The sequence below is a fragment of the Brachybacterium sp. Marseille-Q7125 genome, from assembly GCF_023062615.1.
Taxonomy (GTDB): Bacteria; Actinomycetota; Actinomycetes; order Actinomycetales; family Dermabacteraceae; genus Brachybacterium.
On sequence record NZ_JALLAL010000005.1, the window covers coordinates 1 to 14,191 of the forward strand.

13 protein-coding genes are annotated in these 14,191 nt (G+C 68.5%); 7 read left to right on the forward strand and 6 right to left on the reverse strand.

Translation table 11 applies throughout. The features are described 5' to 3' along the window. The first annotated feature begins 255 nt into the window (after positions 1-255). Positions 256-1,110 carry a BRCT domain-containing protein gene (locus MU407_RS02405; protein WP_246955019.1) on the forward strand — a complete coding sequence of 285 codons (855 nt, stop codon included), beginning with the start codon at positions 256-258 and terminating at the stop codon, positions 1,108-1,110. A gap of 20 nt (positions 1,111-1,130) precedes the next feature. Continuing rightward, the gene (locus MU407_RS02410) at positions 1,131-2,321 is read left to right on the forward strand and encodes a PD-(D/E)XK nuclease family protein (RefSeq protein ID WP_246955022.1); all 1,191 of its coding nucleotides are present in this window, start codon (positions 1,131-1,133) and stop codon (positions 2,319-2,321) included. A gap of 15 nt (positions 2,322-2,336) precedes the next feature. Here the strand turns inward: MU407_RS02410 and MU407_RS02415 are convergent, their stop codons facing one another. Then, a complete protein-coding gene (locus MU407_RS02415; protein ID WP_246955025.1) occupies positions 2,337-3,209 on the reverse strand; it encodes a GIY-YIG nuclease family protein in 873 nt (290 codons plus the stop codon). Positions 3,210-3,446: 237 nt separating this feature from the next. Between MU407_RS02415 and MU407_RS02420 the strand changes: the two genes are divergently transcribed. Both MU407_RS02420 and MU407_RS02425 read left to right on the forward strand, forming a co-directional pair. After that, positions 3,447-4,631 (forward strand): aminotransferase class I/II-fold pyridoxal phosphate-dependent enzyme, encoded by a 1,185-nt coding sequence (locus MU407_RS02420; protein WP_246955028.1) that lies wholly within the window; start codon positions 3,447-3,449, stop codon positions 4,629-4,631. Between the two features lie 108 nt (positions 4,632-4,739). Beyond that, positions 4,740-6,005 carry a DUF4143 domain-containing protein gene (locus tag MU407_RS02425; protein ID WP_246955031.1) on the forward strand — a complete coding sequence of 422 codons (1,266 nt, stop codon included), beginning with the start codon at positions 4,740-4,742 and terminating at the stop codon, positions 6,003-6,005. 33 nt (positions 6,006-6,038) lie between these two features. Here MU407_RS02425 and MU407_RS14300 read toward each other — a convergent pair whose 3' ends face one another. The 5 genes from MU407_RS14300 to MU407_RS02455 form a co-directional block, all read right to left on the reverse strand. Continuing rightward, a complete protein-coding gene (locus MU407_RS14300; RefSeq protein WP_281507554.1) occupies positions 6,039-7,268 on the reverse strand; it encodes an amino acid deaminase in 1,230 nt (409 codons plus the stop codon). Positions 7,269-8,090: 822 nt separating this feature from the next. Next, entirely contained in the window at positions 8,091-8,696 is a 606-nt protein-coding gene (locus MU407_RS02440) for a hypothetical protein (RefSeq protein WP_246955034.1), read from the reverse strand. Between the two features lie 507 nt (positions 8,697-9,203). After that, positions 9,204-9,857 (reverse strand): DUF6318 family protein, encoded by a 654-nt coding sequence (locus MU407_RS02445; protein WP_246955037.1) that lies wholly within the window; start codon positions 9,855-9,857, stop codon positions 9,204-9,206. A 179-nt stretch (positions 9,858-10,036) separates the two neighbouring features. Beyond that, positions 10,037-10,180 (reverse strand): hypothetical protein, encoded by a 144-nt coding sequence (locus MU407_RS02450; RefSeq protein WP_158239449.1) that lies wholly within the window; start codon positions 10,178-10,180, stop codon positions 10,037-10,039. A gap of 96 nt (positions 10,181-10,276) precedes the next feature. Further along, on the reverse strand, positions 10,277-10,486 hold the full coding sequence (locus tag MU407_RS02455; protein ID WP_102236720.1) for a CsbD family protein: 210 nt from the start codon (positions 10,484-10,486) through the stop codon (positions 10,277-10,279). Positions 10,487-10,621: 135 nt separating this feature from the next. Here MU407_RS02455 and MU407_RS02460 point away from each other — a divergent pair, with 135 nt between their 5' ends. From MU407_RS02460 to MU407_RS02470, 3 genes are all read left to right on the forward strand, one after another. Continuing rightward, positions 10,622-11,644, forward strand: a complete 1,023-nt coding sequence (locus MU407_RS02460) for a LacI family DNA-binding transcriptional regulator (protein WP_246955039.1) — start codon at positions 10,622-10,624, stop codon at positions 11,642-11,644. Between the two features lies 1 nt (position 11,645). Next, positions 11,646-12,896, forward strand: coding sequence for an alpha/beta fold hydrolase (locus MU407_RS02465; protein WP_246955041.1), 1,251 nt, complete (start codon positions 11,646-11,648; stop codon positions 12,894-12,896). A 645-nt stretch (positions 12,897-13,541) separates the two neighbouring features. Continuing rightward, positions 13,542-14,090, forward strand: coding sequence for a DUF559 domain-containing protein (locus MU407_RS02470; protein WP_246955043.1), 549 nt, complete (start codon positions 13,542-13,544; stop codon positions 14,088-14,090). The last annotated feature ends 101 nt before the right edge of the window (positions 14,091-14,191 follow it).

The window sequence follows — 14,191 nt, forward strand, 5'->3', positions numbered from 1 at the left end:
AGCCGCGCAGCGTTTCGGAGTTGACTCCGAGTTGCTCGCCGACCCGGCGGAAGACTCCGCGCTGGGAGCCGGGGTCGTCTTCGAGCGCATCGAGAACCATACGAACCGCTCGCTCACGCAGCTCGTCGGGGTACTTGCGTGGTGCAGGCATGACAGGGAAGTCCTTTCCGTGGCTTCACTGCCTCCATCATCCCCGGGGCGATCCACACCATGGCGCGCCGCGAACTGACGCTCGGCTCGTACAGACTTCCGTTCGTGGCTCGAGCGCTTGACCTGCCCGTGCTCCCCCACCACGACGCAGCTGCTGATGCGCTCCAGGCTGCACGCATCGTGCTCGCCCTCGCGAAGCGCCGCGGGGCCACCTCGCTGGCGCAGCTCGGAGCGACTGCTGTGCCTGGCGTCGCCCCCGGAGGTGGGGCACTCCGTTCCACCGGTGATTTCTCCGCGCTCAGCGCGAGCGACGTCATGGCCGGGGAAACGGTCGTATTCACCGGCAAACTGTTCATGTCCACGCGGTCCGAAGCGGAGGCGCTGGTTGAGCGATTCGGCGGGATCGCGCAGAGCGGGGTCACGAAGAAAACCACCATCGTCGTCACCGGAGACCTCGACCCCGCCACACTGCGCCCGGGGGCCACGATGTCCACCAAACTCGCGAAGGCCATGGCGCTCGCCGAGAAGGGGCAGCCCATCGAGATCTGGACCGAGGACGAGTTCCACCAGCATCTGGAGGTCGGCGAGGAAGAGCTGGAGGCCGCAATTCGGGCGCAGCGCGTGGTCGCGCAGGCCAGCAGCCTGCCGAGCTACGTGCTCGATCAGGCGCGAGCAGCTACGGCGTGCGGAGAGGACTATTACGGCTGGCTTCGGGCTGCGCTGAAGCACCCCGCCGGACGTGCTGCAGCCGGTGACCGCTGCGTGCGCTGTGACGGTGAGATCGAGCCCGGCACACCCTGGCGGCTCAGCGAACGGCATGTGTGTTCCAGGGACTGCAATGAGCGACTGAAGAGCGCAGCGAAGCGCCGTTTCCGTCGTGAGGGGATCAGCTACCCGAAGCCGCCGGAGTACACCGGTTGGAGGAACCGGGATCGCACCAACCCGGCGTTCGGCGTGTGACCGTCAGCTACCCTCTCCCCATGACCACCCCCGGCGTTCACTGGGACTCGATGGTGACGGGACTGCTCCCGTCGCTGTCACGCAGCCTCGCGGAGGAGTTCAACATCTTCCGCGTGATGCGTCACGGCACCCACGAGAAGCAGCTCTCGAACGTCTTCGCATGGCTGCTGGATCCTGTGGGCACGCATGAGCTCGGTGGCCGGATCCAGGAGCGGTTCCTTCGGCGCGTGAACGCCCAGCGCCCGGATCGTTCCGCGCTCCCGCTCACCGGGTATCGCGTACGACAGGAGGTGGACACCCGCACGCCGGATGAGATCGCGGCCTCGGCCGGGATGGATATCGCAGACATCGTCCTCCTCCAGCCCGGGGCTGCCGTCGTCATCGAGAACTACGGCACGTCCGACGGACACGGCCACGGCTTCACCCGCTACCAGCAGTTCGCTGCCGCGGGGGAGCGAGACTCCGCGGTGGTGCTGCTGTGCGGGCAGCACGAACAACACCTCCTACACGACGGCTGGGAGAACGCCATCGTCATCACCTACGACGACCTCGTCTCCGACGTGAGCTCCTTGGTCCAGCATGACCGCGCCTGGCAGCGCTCTCACCCGGAGCAGCTGTTCTTCATCCGTCAGATGCACCACCACTTCGTGGAAGGACCCGCCGCCGTGAACGCCGACGACCAACTGGACTTCCTCCTCACGATGTGTGAGACGGGGGAGAGCGCCCGGTATGCCTACCGGCCGCAGGACAGGGCGGCTGATGAGTTCGCCGAGCTTGTCGCGGAGCACGCGCGGCGGCAGTTCGCGGACGGTCGCGCGATGCTGCAGGTCCTCAAGGCGAACCTGCGGTCGTTCGCGCGCGGCGTTCTCATGGCGCAGCTGAACGAGGTGCTCGACGATGGCCCGGTCCTTGCGGTGAGCACCAGGTTCGTCGGGACCTGGGAGTGGATCGTGGAGCTTCAGCGGCCGGAAGGCTTCGACGATATGCGTATACCCTTCGGGCCGTCGGCTGTGGCCGAGAATGCGACGATGCCCGAACCACTTGCGACCCCCGACTACTCGCGGGTGTTCGTGAGCCTTGGTGGTCGGGACCGTGCGGCACACGTGCTCCAGACCGATGTCCCGCTGCGCGAGGTCCACGCCGGGCTCGATGTCCAGGACACGCGTCTGCGGGATGCCGTCTTAGAGCTGCTGAGGCAGACCTCCCGCTGAGGGGCACCCCGCCCCTCACTCCTCCCACGCCGCGAACGTCCGCCCGTCGTCGGTGATCCATGCGGTGCGGCCATTGAGCGACACCCGCCCCAGCACCACCGCCCCCGCCTGCGACGGCGAAGAGAAGACGACGTCGCGGGTGAGCCGGGCGGTGCCATCGGTCAAACGCTTGATCGAACCATCCTCGAGCAGCGCCTCATGCTGAGCTCGCCGTGCCTCGAGCTGGCGCTCCGTCGAGGTGCTCACGCGGCGCGGTGTGCCCACCTTCGCCGCGACGGTGGAGCCGGTCAGGACCGTGAACTCGCCGTCGATCACCTGCGCCCGGGCATCGATGCCCCGCTTGGGCTGGAGCAGGCGGAAGACCGGCGACTCTTCGGGCTTCGGCGCCGGAGACTCCTCCATCGGCAGTTGCGGAGCGGTCGAGGCCGGGGACGAGACCGGCCGCGTCGCGCGACCGCGAAAGAGATCCACGCCGAGCACCGGCAGGATCACCTTCACCTGCTCAATGAAGTACTGCATGTCCGAGGCATCGGCCTCCGGTAGATCCGCCCCACCCGTCGGCCGGTTTCCGTTCACCAGCGGCACCCGGCCGATCGACTCTGCCAGGGCGATCAACCGTGACTCCAGGTAGCGAGCATGCGCGCTCGTGATGTTTGCATCCTTGCTGGTGATCAGCAGAACCTCGGTCCAAAAGTCCTTCTTGCGCTCATGCTCGTACAGGCGGGTGGCGATGTTGTCGCTCTGCCCGATATACCCCAGTCGGCGTGAGGGATCCTCCGGGTCATCGCCCAGCAGGATGTAGACGCCGGTGCGCTGCGCTTCCGGGCGCTGGCGAATCGCCTCGAGCTTCTCTCGCTTGCCCTTGAGGACGTGGCCCGTCCAGTTCATGATGACTGGACTGCCACTCGGGTGTCGGCGGCGGAGGTTCCAGCCCTGATCGCTGGGGTCAAGGGGATGGACGGCCGCGGCTACAGCGGGGAGCACCTGCGTGAGCTCATCGCGCAGCCGCCGGAGGATAAGTGCACGAGTGCCGAGCTCGGCCTTCCCGTCGACGACGGTGATACGCCCACAGCCCGGTGAGAGACCTGCCCCCGTCGGCCCCCACCCATACGGCACGATGGATCCATGTCCGAGCCTCGCACCCCGCCCACCGACCCGTCGGCCCTGGATGCCATCACCCTGGATGACCTGCGCACACGAGGCGCCATGAAGTGGAGCCTGCCCGATGGGGCGATCGGCGCGTTCGTCGCCGAAGCGGACTTCGGCACCGCCCCCGCGGTGATCGACGCGGTTCACGCGGCGGCCGATGAGGGCCTGCTCGCCTACCTCCCGCCGCACAAGCTCGCCGCGCTGCGCGAGGCGACCGCGCAGAAGCAAGCTGGTTACGGCTGGGACGTCGACCCCGGCTGGGTGCAGGGGCTGCCGAGCGTGCTGGCCGGCTACCGCGCCGCGCTCGACCACCTGCTGCCCGCCGATGGCGCGATCATCATCCCCACCCCGGCGTACATGCCGTTCCTGTCGCTCGCGCGGCTCCACGGCCGGGAGGTCATCGAGGTGCCGATGCGGTGGGAGGGGGAGCGGCACGTCAACGACCTGGACGGCATTGCCCGGGCCTTCGATGCGGGCGGCCAGGTGCTCGTGCTGTGCAGCCCGCACAACCCCACCGGCCGCGTCTTCGACCGCCGCGAGCTCGAACAGGTCGCCCAGGTGGTCGAGGCCGCCGGCGGCACCGTCCTGGCCGATGAAATCTGGGCGCCGCTGACCCTGGATGGTCGGCGCTACCTGCCCTACGCCTCCCTCAGCGACGCGACGGCGCAGCACACCATCACGCTCACCGCCGCGTCCAAGGCGTTCAACATTCCCGGGCTGATGTGCGCGCAGATGATCCTCAGCAGCGCGGCGCATCGGCAGCGGTGGGAGGCTCTCGCGCCGGAGTTGAAGGAGCGGCCGTCGGCCCTGGGGATCGCCGGCACCATCGCCGCGTACCGCGACGGGCAGGAGTGGATCGACGGGATCGCGCGGTACCTGGAGCGCGGGCGCGACCTCACCATCGAGACGATCGAGCAGGGGCTGCCGCTCGCGCGCATCACCCACGCCGAAGGCACCTACGTGGCGTGGATCGACCTGAGCGCCTACGACCTGCCCGGCGGGCCCGCCCAGTTCCTGCGCGAAAAGGCGGGCGTGGCCTGCACCGACGGGCTCGCCTGCGGGGAGATCGGGGCAGGGTGCATCCGGCTGATCACCGCCATGCCGCACCCCGTGCTCCGCGAGGCGGTGGGGAGGATCGTCGCGGCGGTGCAGGGGCGGTGAGGGGGTCTGCAGTTTTCCGGTTGGCAGTCCTGCAATCGTCCGCTTAGGAGTCCTGCAAAGTTCCGGTTAGAGGGCCTGCATTCTTCCGGTTAGCGTTACGATGGTTGCGTGGATACCTACGCTGTACTGGGCAGACGCTACGAGCCGCGGATCATCGATCGGCAAGTCACTGAGCTGCTTCGGACTGCGGGCGCGGTGGTCATCGAAGGACCGAGAGCCTGCGGTAAGACCATGACGGGACTGCACCACGCCAAGTCCCTCGTGCAGCTGGACAGCCCAGGGGCCCAGTTCTTCATCGACAGCGATCCACAAGCTCTGCTCGCGGGAGAGGCGCCTCGCCTCCTGGATGAATGGCAGCTGGCACCCCAGCTGTGGAACATGGTGCGCCGTGCCGTGGATGCTGCATCGGCCCCGGGCCGGTTTATCCTCACCGGTTCCGCTGTTCCGGCAGACGACATCTCCCGCCACACCGGCGCCGGACGCTTCCTGCGACTGCGCGAACGCACCATGACCTGGTATGAGCGCGGCGCGAGCACCTCTGCTGTGCCCCTGGAAGGGCTGTTCGCCGGAGAGGCCATGGTGCCCGATCCCAGCACCCCCAGCCTGCAGAGCGTGGTGGACAACCTCAGCACTTCTGGGTTCCCTGCGATGACCGAGCTGACTCTCGAGCGCCAACAGACTCTCCTGCGCGGTTACCTCGAAGAAGTGGCAAGAGCGGACCTCCCGCGCCTTGGCAGGATTCGGCAAAAGCCCGCCGTGCTGAGCCAGCTGCTGCGGTCTATCGCCCGCATGACAGGTGCGGAACTGAGCTACTCGGCGCTTCTGGCGGACACGAGGGCCGTGGCTCCTGACATCCGGCTCGAGACCGTGTCCAGCTATGTCGAACTCCTCGGGCGACTGTTCATCGTCGAGCTAATCCCGCCGTTCGCCACCAAGCTCCGCTCACGGGCTCGCCTGCGCACTACCCCGAAGATCCACATGGCCGACCCGGCACTCGCGATCGCCGCGCTGGACGCGGACCCCGCCGATCTGACTGCTGATCCCGCGACCCTCGGGTTCCTCTTCGAGTCCGCTGTCATTCACGACCTCACCGTGATGGTCGAAGCAATGGGCGGGCGCCTGTCCCACTACCGCGACTCCAACGGGCATGAGATCGATGCCGTGCTGGAGCTCCCCGGTCGAGGCTGGGCAGCCGTAGAGATCAAGCTCGGCGGCAGGCGTGCTATTGAAGCCGCTGAGTCGTTGCGGCGAGCGGTCGCGCAGATCGATGCCCCGCAGCCGCCCGCGTTCATGGCTGTGATCACCGGAACCGGATTCACCGCACCTATCGGTGATGATGTCGTGACTTTCCCGCTCGGGGCGCTCTGTCCGTGAGCGACGGGCTGCCGTACCCGCTGGCGATCTCTCTCAGAACAGCGTCTCCACAGCCTCCCGCACGCGTCCGTTCTCATCGACGACGGGGATCAGCCGCCAGCGGTCGAACGCCGTGCACGGGTGCGAGATGCCCAGGCGCACCACATCGCCGACGCGTAGCTGCGGGCCGTCGGCTGTGTGCAGGAAGGCGTGCTGGTCGTTTAGCGCCGTGATCTCCCCGGCGAGAGCCTCCTCAGGCCCGCCGAGCGTGCGGGCGACCGCGCGGGGGATCGGCAGTCCGTCATCGAAGGGGACGTCGCGCCGGCCCGCATCCAGCAGCGTGAGCCCCGGCTCCGGGGCGGAGACGACACGCGCGAAGACGCTCATCGCCGGGCGGAGGCTCTCCTGTGCCGGGTCGGTGCGGCGCGGATCCAGGGGTGAGACGGAGCTGTAGAAGCCGTCGTCGTGCGTGATGTACGTGCCGCAGCGCAGGATCCGACGGTGGCCCGTGAGCGGCGCGAACGCCTCCGCCACCAGGTCCGGGTAGGCGCTGCCGCCCGCCGAAACCCAGGTGGAGCCGTCGATATCTGGGGCGATCAGCTCCGCCAGGCGCGCCAGATCTGCCAGGTAGCGCGTGATCCGGTCCAGCGACTCTGTGGTGAGGTCATGGGCGAGCGCGCCCTCGTAGCCGGCGGCGCCGCGCAGCGTCAGCACCGGTGAGACGGCAACGCGGTGGGCGAGGTCGCGTGCCTGCTCGACGCTGCGGGCACCGGTGCGTGCCCCGTCGGCCCCCAGCTCCGTGAGCACCCCGACCCGCGCCTCCGCCGGAAGATGATCCTCCAGCAGGTCGATCGTCTCCGGGCTGTCCGCCCAGACCACGAGCTCCTGCTCCGGGTGCGCGACCAGATGCGCGCCGAGCGCCCGCAGCTGCTGCGGGTCCGCGCACGTGTTCGCCAGCTGCACCACCGGCACCCCCGACGTGAGCGCCACTAGCGCCTGCCAGCCCGTCGCCGCCGTGATGCCCGACGCGCCCGCCCGCAACTGCCGCTCCCACAGCACCGGGGACATCGTCGTCTTCCCATGCGGCATCAGCTCCAGGCCGCGCTCATCGCACCAGCTCTGCATGAGGGCGATGTTGTGCGCGAGCGCCGGGCCATCCAGCACCAGCAGCGGCGTGGAGAACTCCGCGAGCTCGAGGTCCAGGTGGGCTGCGGGCAGGCCCGCGGCGGCGGGCGGGAAGGACTTGTCGGTGAGGGCGATCGTGCGCGGGGGAGCGATGGTCATGGTGGCGGGGCCTTGGGGGGGGGGGGGGTGGTGGCTGCCAGTATCGCGGTTATCCGCAACCGTGCGGTGGCTCACGGCCCCGTGCTGCCCTCTATCTGGAAGTCCCGCGACACCGCTGAGGCCCGAGACCCGCGCAGCGTGACGGTCCCAGAGCTGGATCCCTTCACCGACCGGCTGCTGGACCTGGTGATCGAGGAATACGGCCACCTCAGCGGCAGGCAGCTCAGCGCGATGACCCACCAGGAGCTGCCCTGGCGACAGGCCCGCGGAGGCCTTTCCGCCGGTGAACCCTCCAGCGCCCCCTCTGGATCCGAAGCTGATCACGCAGACGTTTTGCACCGAACATGTTCTGTGTGGAAGCAGCGCCTCCGAGCTCGCGGTGCTGGGGCTGCCCGCGGCTGAGGAGCCCGCGGCCGATGCGCCAATCGGGATCCCTTCCATTCCGGTGGATGACATGCCTGAGGATGAATGGGGCGGAGCGAACCTCGTGGAACCGCGGCCGTCTGCTGCGCGCTGACGCTCGCCGATGCACCAAGTACTTTGCATGAGCAGGGGCAAAGGCTTCTTGAAGGACTATCGCGAGGGGAAGCTGAGCGGCAGCGTGGCGGTCCACGCGCCCGCCGGGCTGCTGTCGTGGCTGCGTGCGCAGCGACGCGGCGTGCGGCCGGGGTCCCGGTAGCGGGGGAGGCCGGCGTTGGCATGCCGGGCGAGTGTTACTCCTTCTCGCCGCGCGGCGCGGTCGGTGTCCTCGTCCGTCCTGGGGGAGGCGGAGTGGCAAGGCGCGGGCATGCCGTGCACCGCGTGCGTCGCACCGGTGCTTGTTCAGACCCTCCGGTGGTGGGCTTCGGGGTCGATGGGGCCTTCGGTGTCGGGGGTGCGCTCGGGGATCCAGGGTTCTTCCTCGTCCTCATCCTCCTCGTCATCGGTGGTGCTGCCGTTGACGAGGCGGGACTCGAGCGACTTTGCGAACAGCTCGACGGGATCGGATTCGATCTCGATGCTGCCCTCGATGTCCTGCCATTCGCCGCCGTCGACGGAGAACTGTCCGGTGAAGGTGGTGGTGAGGGTGATGTCGTACCAGCCCTCAAACCGGTACTCGGAGGAGATGCGCTCCGACGGGAAGGGCTTGCCGGGATCGGTGGTGGTGATGGTGTTGCCGTCGCCTAGGTCCCAGTGGAACTCGACCGGGACGGCGCGGATCCGCACCGGGGTGCCGAGCAGCTCGGTCTCCAGCTCCTGGGTGTCGGCGTCGGTGTGCAGGACGTTGACCATGTTCACCGGCAGCCAGCCGCGCTCAGGGCCGGCGTGGGCGGCGGGGGCTTTGACGGGGAGTTCGGCGAAGTCCTCGGCTGTGATCACGATCTGTGCCGCGGGGCTGCCTGCCTCGGGGGCGCCTGGGCGGACGCAGTCCCAGCCCAGGTCCGTCACCGTGTTCTCTTTCCGGTTGATCTGCGTGCCGCGAACCGTGGAACCCTCCCGAGGAGCCCCACCGGCACGCTTGACTCCAGCAGTCAACGTGAAGACGTCATCCCCGCTAACTCGATAGTCCGTGGACGCCCCACTTCCCTCGTGGCAGCTGTTCGTCGGAGGCGCACACGAGATCCGATGCCCAGCCCCCGTCGCACACTCGATGTTGCCCGGGTCCTCGATCACGGACCAAGTGGTCACTATGTGTGACAACTGGGTTCTCGTCCTGACGTTACCGGTTGTGTCGGCGCCGATTTGGGACTGTCGGGTCTCTATGATATCGATTGATGCGGCAAAAGCTGGTGGCCTATTCTCGCTGTCTTGTGGAGATGTTTTAACACCATCTAAGGGGTCTGAGCCGTCGGCGATGGCGTGGGTTTGGGCCAGGAGGGCGGCTAGTAGAAGTGTCAAACTAAGAATGGCGGCACGGTACCAGCTGCGTAGTCTGTGGTGGGTGCGCATCGCCGATCACGCTCCCGCCTGGGTTTCGGTTATCTGAATTTCGTTTACGAGCCACGAGCCGTTGGACCATGTCATTCCGCCAAGGGAAGTGTACTTCTCCTCGGCGATATTGTGCACCTTGCCGTCAGGGGTTGCGATGGAGTGCTCGCCGACGATGTATATATACCCAACCTCAATCTCGTAATTTTCTGACTTGTAGTGCTCGGCACTCTCGGTCGTGATGGGTACCGGGCTCCAGTCGTAATCCTTGTCGATGCTGATCTCGACCTGGTCGATGAGGTCATCGCATCCACTGCAATCTTCGGAGTGAAGATTATTGAGCTTGCTGGTGGAGCCATCCTGATGACTCCAATACACCATCGCGATGTAGTAGCGGAATGCCTCCACTGCTCCGGAATGTGTGTGCTTATCCATCCCTGGGAAATCTTCTGGGTCGGGCGCCGGAATGTCGGGGGCCGCCCGAGTTTCTCCCTCGTCGCTGGCCCCGGCGTCGCCCCCGCCGTCGCTTGCGCCGCTCTCGTCGCCCCCGCCGTCACTGGTCTGGGGCTCGAAGCCGAGATCCGGGGGCGGGGTGGTCACCGGGCCTTTGCCGTCGTCGCAGGCGGCGAGGCCGAGGATAAGCACAGCGGATGCCGTGGCGGCGAAGAGGCGTCGGGTCATGAGGAGAGCTCCCTGTGTGTGTCCTGGAACACGGCCACGGTAGCGACCCTGCTCCACCGCGTCAGCCAACTCCCCAAAATTGTGGATAACTTTCCCAGGGAAGCCCCTCCGGGGTCGGCGTGCCGTTTGGCCCACGCCATGCCGCCACAGAAGGGGCGCGTCCAGTCGCGGTCGCCTGCTCACGCGACACCGAGGATCCTCGGCGCCTCCCCCGCGCCGCGCGCGAACAGCTCCGCCGCCGCAGCCTCCGGCATCGGCCCCAGCTGCCCGAACGCCTCCGCGCTGATCGGCCCCACCAGCAGCGCCCACGCGCTCACCGCCACGACCCACCCAGACGCGACAACGGCGGCCTCCCCACCCAGGGAGGCCGCCGCAGGTTCCGGCGCTCCGTGCGCCAGCTGCCGCCGTCGACGCAGGCGTCAGTTCTTTGTGTCGTCGCCGAACAGGCTCTTCGCCGCGCCCTTCACGGAATCGCGGGCGTCCTGCACCTTGCCGCGCGCATCGGCCTTGCCCTGATCGGTCTTGCCCTCGGCCTCGGTCTGCTTATCGCCGGTCAGCTTGCCCAGGCCCTCCTTGATCTTGCCGCCCATCTTGTCGCTCGTGTTCTCGAACTTCTCGTCGACGCTCATTGCGCCTCCTCACACTTGGGGATTGTGGCCGGGAGCATAGCCGGAACGCAGCTGCGGGAGCTGACCTATCGGTCCAGGCCGATGTGGCCAGTAGGATCAGCGCAGCTGTCCCGCGAGGAGGAGGTCACCGCACGCATGCCGCGCAGCCCCGTCACCCTCGCCGAAGTGGCCCGCGCTGCCGGAGTCTCTCCGGCCACCGCGAGCTTCGTCCTCTCCGGGCGCGGCGGCTCCCGCTCCGCCGGCTCCGCCGAGACCAAGAAGAAGGTCCGCGCCGCCGCCCAGGCCCTCGGCTACGTCCCCAACCGCCACGCCCAGGCCATGCGCACCGGCCGCGGCGGCGGCATCGTCCTCGCCCTCGGCGACGTCGAAGACCCCTGGGGCCTGCAGCTCGCCCACCAAGTCCGCGAGGACGCCCTCCCCCATGACCTCTCCACCCTTCTGCTCGCCGACGAACGCTGGTACCAGTACCTCCTGGGGGCCAGCGCCGACGCCGCCCTGGTCACCTCCATCGACTTCCTCCCCGACGGCCCCGACCAGGTGCGCCGCCTCGCCAGCTCCACCCAATCCGGGATCGTCGCCTTCAGCGTGCGCATGCAGCCCGACGGCTTCGACGTCATCGCCTCCAGCCCCTCGACCGCCATCGGCGAGGCCTACCGCCGCCTGCGCGCCCGCCACGACGTCGTCCACCTCCTCGCCCCCGAACTGCTCGACCGTCCCGGCGGCAGCCTCGCCCACCCCCGCACTACCGCCTTCCTCAACGCCGCCCGCGACGCCGACGACGGGCCCGTCGAAGACCTCGTCACCGTCGCCCCTGCGACAGGGCGCGGCACCTACCAGGTCAGCGTCGACTGGCTCGATGGCCCGCAGCGCCCCAGCGCCGTCGTCTGCTTCACCGCCTTCCAGGCCGTCTCCCTCCAGCTCGCTGCTGAGCGCGCCGGGCTGCGCGTCCCCGAGGACCTCGAGCTCATCTCCATCGGCGACGTCCCCGAAGCCTCCCAATACCTCGGTCCCATCAGCTACTACGGCGTGAAAGACGTGTTCGCCCGCATCTCCGCGGTGCTCATCGAGCGCGCCACCGACCGCACCGACCGCCCCGGCGAGCTCCACACCTTCGACTGGCAGTTCTTCCCCGGGGTGACCACCCGAGAGGAGACCTGACATGCAGCGCACCACCTGGACCGTGCCCGGCCTCGAGCTCACCGACCTCACCCTCGACGTCCCCCTGGACCACGACCGGCCAGGCGGCGAGCAGATCTCCGTGTTCGCCCGGATTGTCGCCGAACCGGGGGCCGACGACAAGCCGTACCTCGTCTACCTGCAGGGCGGGCCCGGCTCCGAAGCGCCGCGCGTAGGGTCGATCGGCGCCGTGCCATGGCTGGCACGGGCGCTGCGCGAGCACCGCGTGATCATGCTCGACCAGCGCGGCACCGGCCGCTCCACCCCCGTCGGCCCGCAGATCCTCGAGGGCCGCAGCGCCCGCGAGGCCGCTGAGTACCTCACGCACTTCAGGGCCGATGCGATCGCGCGCGACGCCGAGCTGCTGCGCGAGGCCCTCGGCGTGGAGAAGTGGTCGCTGCTGGGCCAGTCCTTCGGCGGCTTCACTACCCTGCGCTACCTGTCTGCGCACGGTGAAAGCGTGGAGAAGGCCCTGTTCACCGGCGGGATTCCCGCGCTCGGACAGCAGCTTGATGACGTGTATACGACGACGTGGCGCGGCATGATCGCCCGGTCCGAGCGGTACTGGGCGCGCTTCCCCGGCGACCGCGACCGTTTCCGTGCCCTCGCCGATCGGGCCGAGGCCGGGCAGCTGCGCCTGCCGGACGGGCAGCGCGTGGGCGTGGAACGGCTGCGCCGCCTGGGCCTCATGCTGGGCGGCACCGGTGGGGCGGAGCGCCTGCATCACCTGCTGGAGCTCGACCCCGAGGCCCCGGCCTTCGCGCATGACCTCGCCGCCGCCCTACCGTTCTCTGGCCGCAACCCCATCTACGCGGTGCTGCACGAATCCTGCTGGGCCGACGGTTTCGCCACCCGCTGGGCCGCCGACCGGACGAAGCCGCGCGAGGTCGCCGAGGACCCCACCCTCCTGGGCGGCGAGCATGTGCACCGCGACCTGTTCACCGAGGACCCGGAGCTGGCCGTCTGGGCGGAGGTCGCAGATGTGCTGGCCGAGCATGAGTGGCCGCGGCTGTATGACGAGGAGGCGCTGCGGGGGTGCGAGGTGCCCGGCGCCGCGGCCGTCTACTACGACGACGCCTACGTGCCGCGTGAGTTCTCCCTGGCCACCGCTGCGCTGCTGCCCCGGCTGACGCCGTGGATCACCAGCGAATACGAGCACAACGGGCTGCGGCACGGCGGCGCGCACGTGGTGGGGCATCTGCTGGACCTGGCCGCGGGGCGGCGGGAGGCCTGAGGCCGGGGCCGATTCCACGGAAGGGACTCTCCTGACCGGCCGCGTGCAATATGCAGGCGGCCGGTCATCTGCGTACCGTCCGTGGAAGTGCCCAGCGGGTAGTCCAGGGGCGGACGGCGGGGCCGGACGGGCCACGAATGGCGGGTGGCGGGGATAGCCGGACCGGAGCGGCTGCTGCAGGCGACCTCTCCTCCCCAATGCCCCGTCATCCACAGGCCGCCGCCACGAGCTGCGAGGATGGCCAGTGGCTGAGATCTTCTGGGCATGAATGACAGCAGCGCGACGAGGGACGAACGCAGCGCCCTGAAGAAGAAGCTCGGTGTGTATCACCGCCGCGACCTCGACGACCTGGGAGTGGGCAGGCCGGTCCGCGAGGCTGCTATCGCGAGGGGAACTCTCATCGCCCACGGGAACGGCTGGTACACCAGGCCGAGCACACCGGCTGAGGTGAGCGGCCCGCTCTCGCGAGGGCACCGTGCCACGTGCGTCACTGCTGCCGAGGTGTATGGGCTCTGGGTCCCGCGGACGGCGGAGGTGCATGAGGTTGCACGCCGTAATCGAGGGACAGCGCCGCCCCATGTGGTCCTTGCCCACCGTCCAGTTCTGCGCGCTTGGCCTGATCAGGAACCGATTCTGCCGCTGCTCGTGGCTGTCCATCACGCCATGCTCTGCCTGGATCCCGAAGCAACAACGGTGATGCTCGAGTCTGGGGTGGAGAGACGCTTGCTGCGCCCCCACCAGGTGCGGGATCTACTGGCTGCAGTGTCGATCAAGCGGCGGCGCGATATCGGCAGGATCAGCACTCTTGCTGGGTCGGGCACGGAGACTCGGGTCCGCAGATACCTCGAGAGGCGCGGAGTCCGGGTTCGCGAGCAGGTGCAGATCGAGGGCGTGGGTCGCGTGGACCTGCTGGTGGGGGAGCGACTCATCATCGAGTGCGACAGCGTTGCCCATCACGACTCTCCTGCCGCCTACTACGTGGACCGCCGTCGCGATGCCGATGCAGTGGAGCGCGGGTTTGTGGTACTGAGACTGACCTGGGAGATGGTCTGGCTGGATTGGGAGGCCACGCAGAGGCAGCTGCTCACGCTGATCCATGGCGAGGTTCACCGGGTGCGCCGTTCCTTGCGTCAGGGAGACGGGCGCCGCGTGATTGGACCGCGCGAGCGGATTCCACGAACGGGACTCTCCTGACCGGCCGCGTGCAATATGCAGGCGGCCGGTCGTGAGCGTCCCCTTCGTGGAAGTGCCTCGTGAGTAACGGTGGGGTTGGGAGGTTGAGGGGGGCCCAGCCC

What these genes read in the sequence shown, in the direction of transcription:
- MU407_RS14300 (WP_281507554.1), bottom strand. Translation starts at nt 7,268, where the DNA reads ATGACCATCGCTCCCCCGCGCACGATCGCCCTCACCGACAAGTCCTTC.
- MU407_RS02455 (WP_102236720.1), bottom strand. Translation starts at nt 10,486, where the DNA reads ATGAGCGTCGACGAGAAGTTCGAGAACACGAGCGACAAGATGGGCGGC.
- MU407_RS02445 (WP_246955037.1), bottom strand. Translation starts at nt 9,857, where the DNA reads ATGACCCGACGCCTCTTCGCCGCCACGGCATCCGCTGTGCTTATCCTC.
- MU407_RS02460 (WP_246955039.1), top strand. Translation starts at nt 10,622, where the DNA reads ATGCCGCGCAGCCCCGTCACCCTCGCCGAAGTGGCCCGCGCTGCCGGA.
- MU407_RS02465 (WP_246955041.1), top strand. Translation starts at nt 11,646, where the DNA reads ATGCAGCGCACCACCTGGACCGTGCCCGGCCTCGAGCTCACCGACCTC.
- MU407_RS02415 (WP_246955025.1), bottom strand. Translation starts at nt 3,209, where the DNA reads ATGAACTGGACGGGCCACGTCCTCAAGGGCAAGCGAGAGAAGCTCGAG.
- MU407_RS02410 (WP_246955022.1), top strand. Translation starts at nt 1,131, where the DNA reads ATGACCACCCCCGGCGTTCACTGGGACTCGATGGTGACGGGACTGCTC.
- MU407_RS02420 (WP_246955028.1), top strand. Translation starts at nt 3,447, where the DNA reads ATGTCCGAGCCTCGCACCCCGCCCACCGACCCGTCGGCCCTGGATGCC.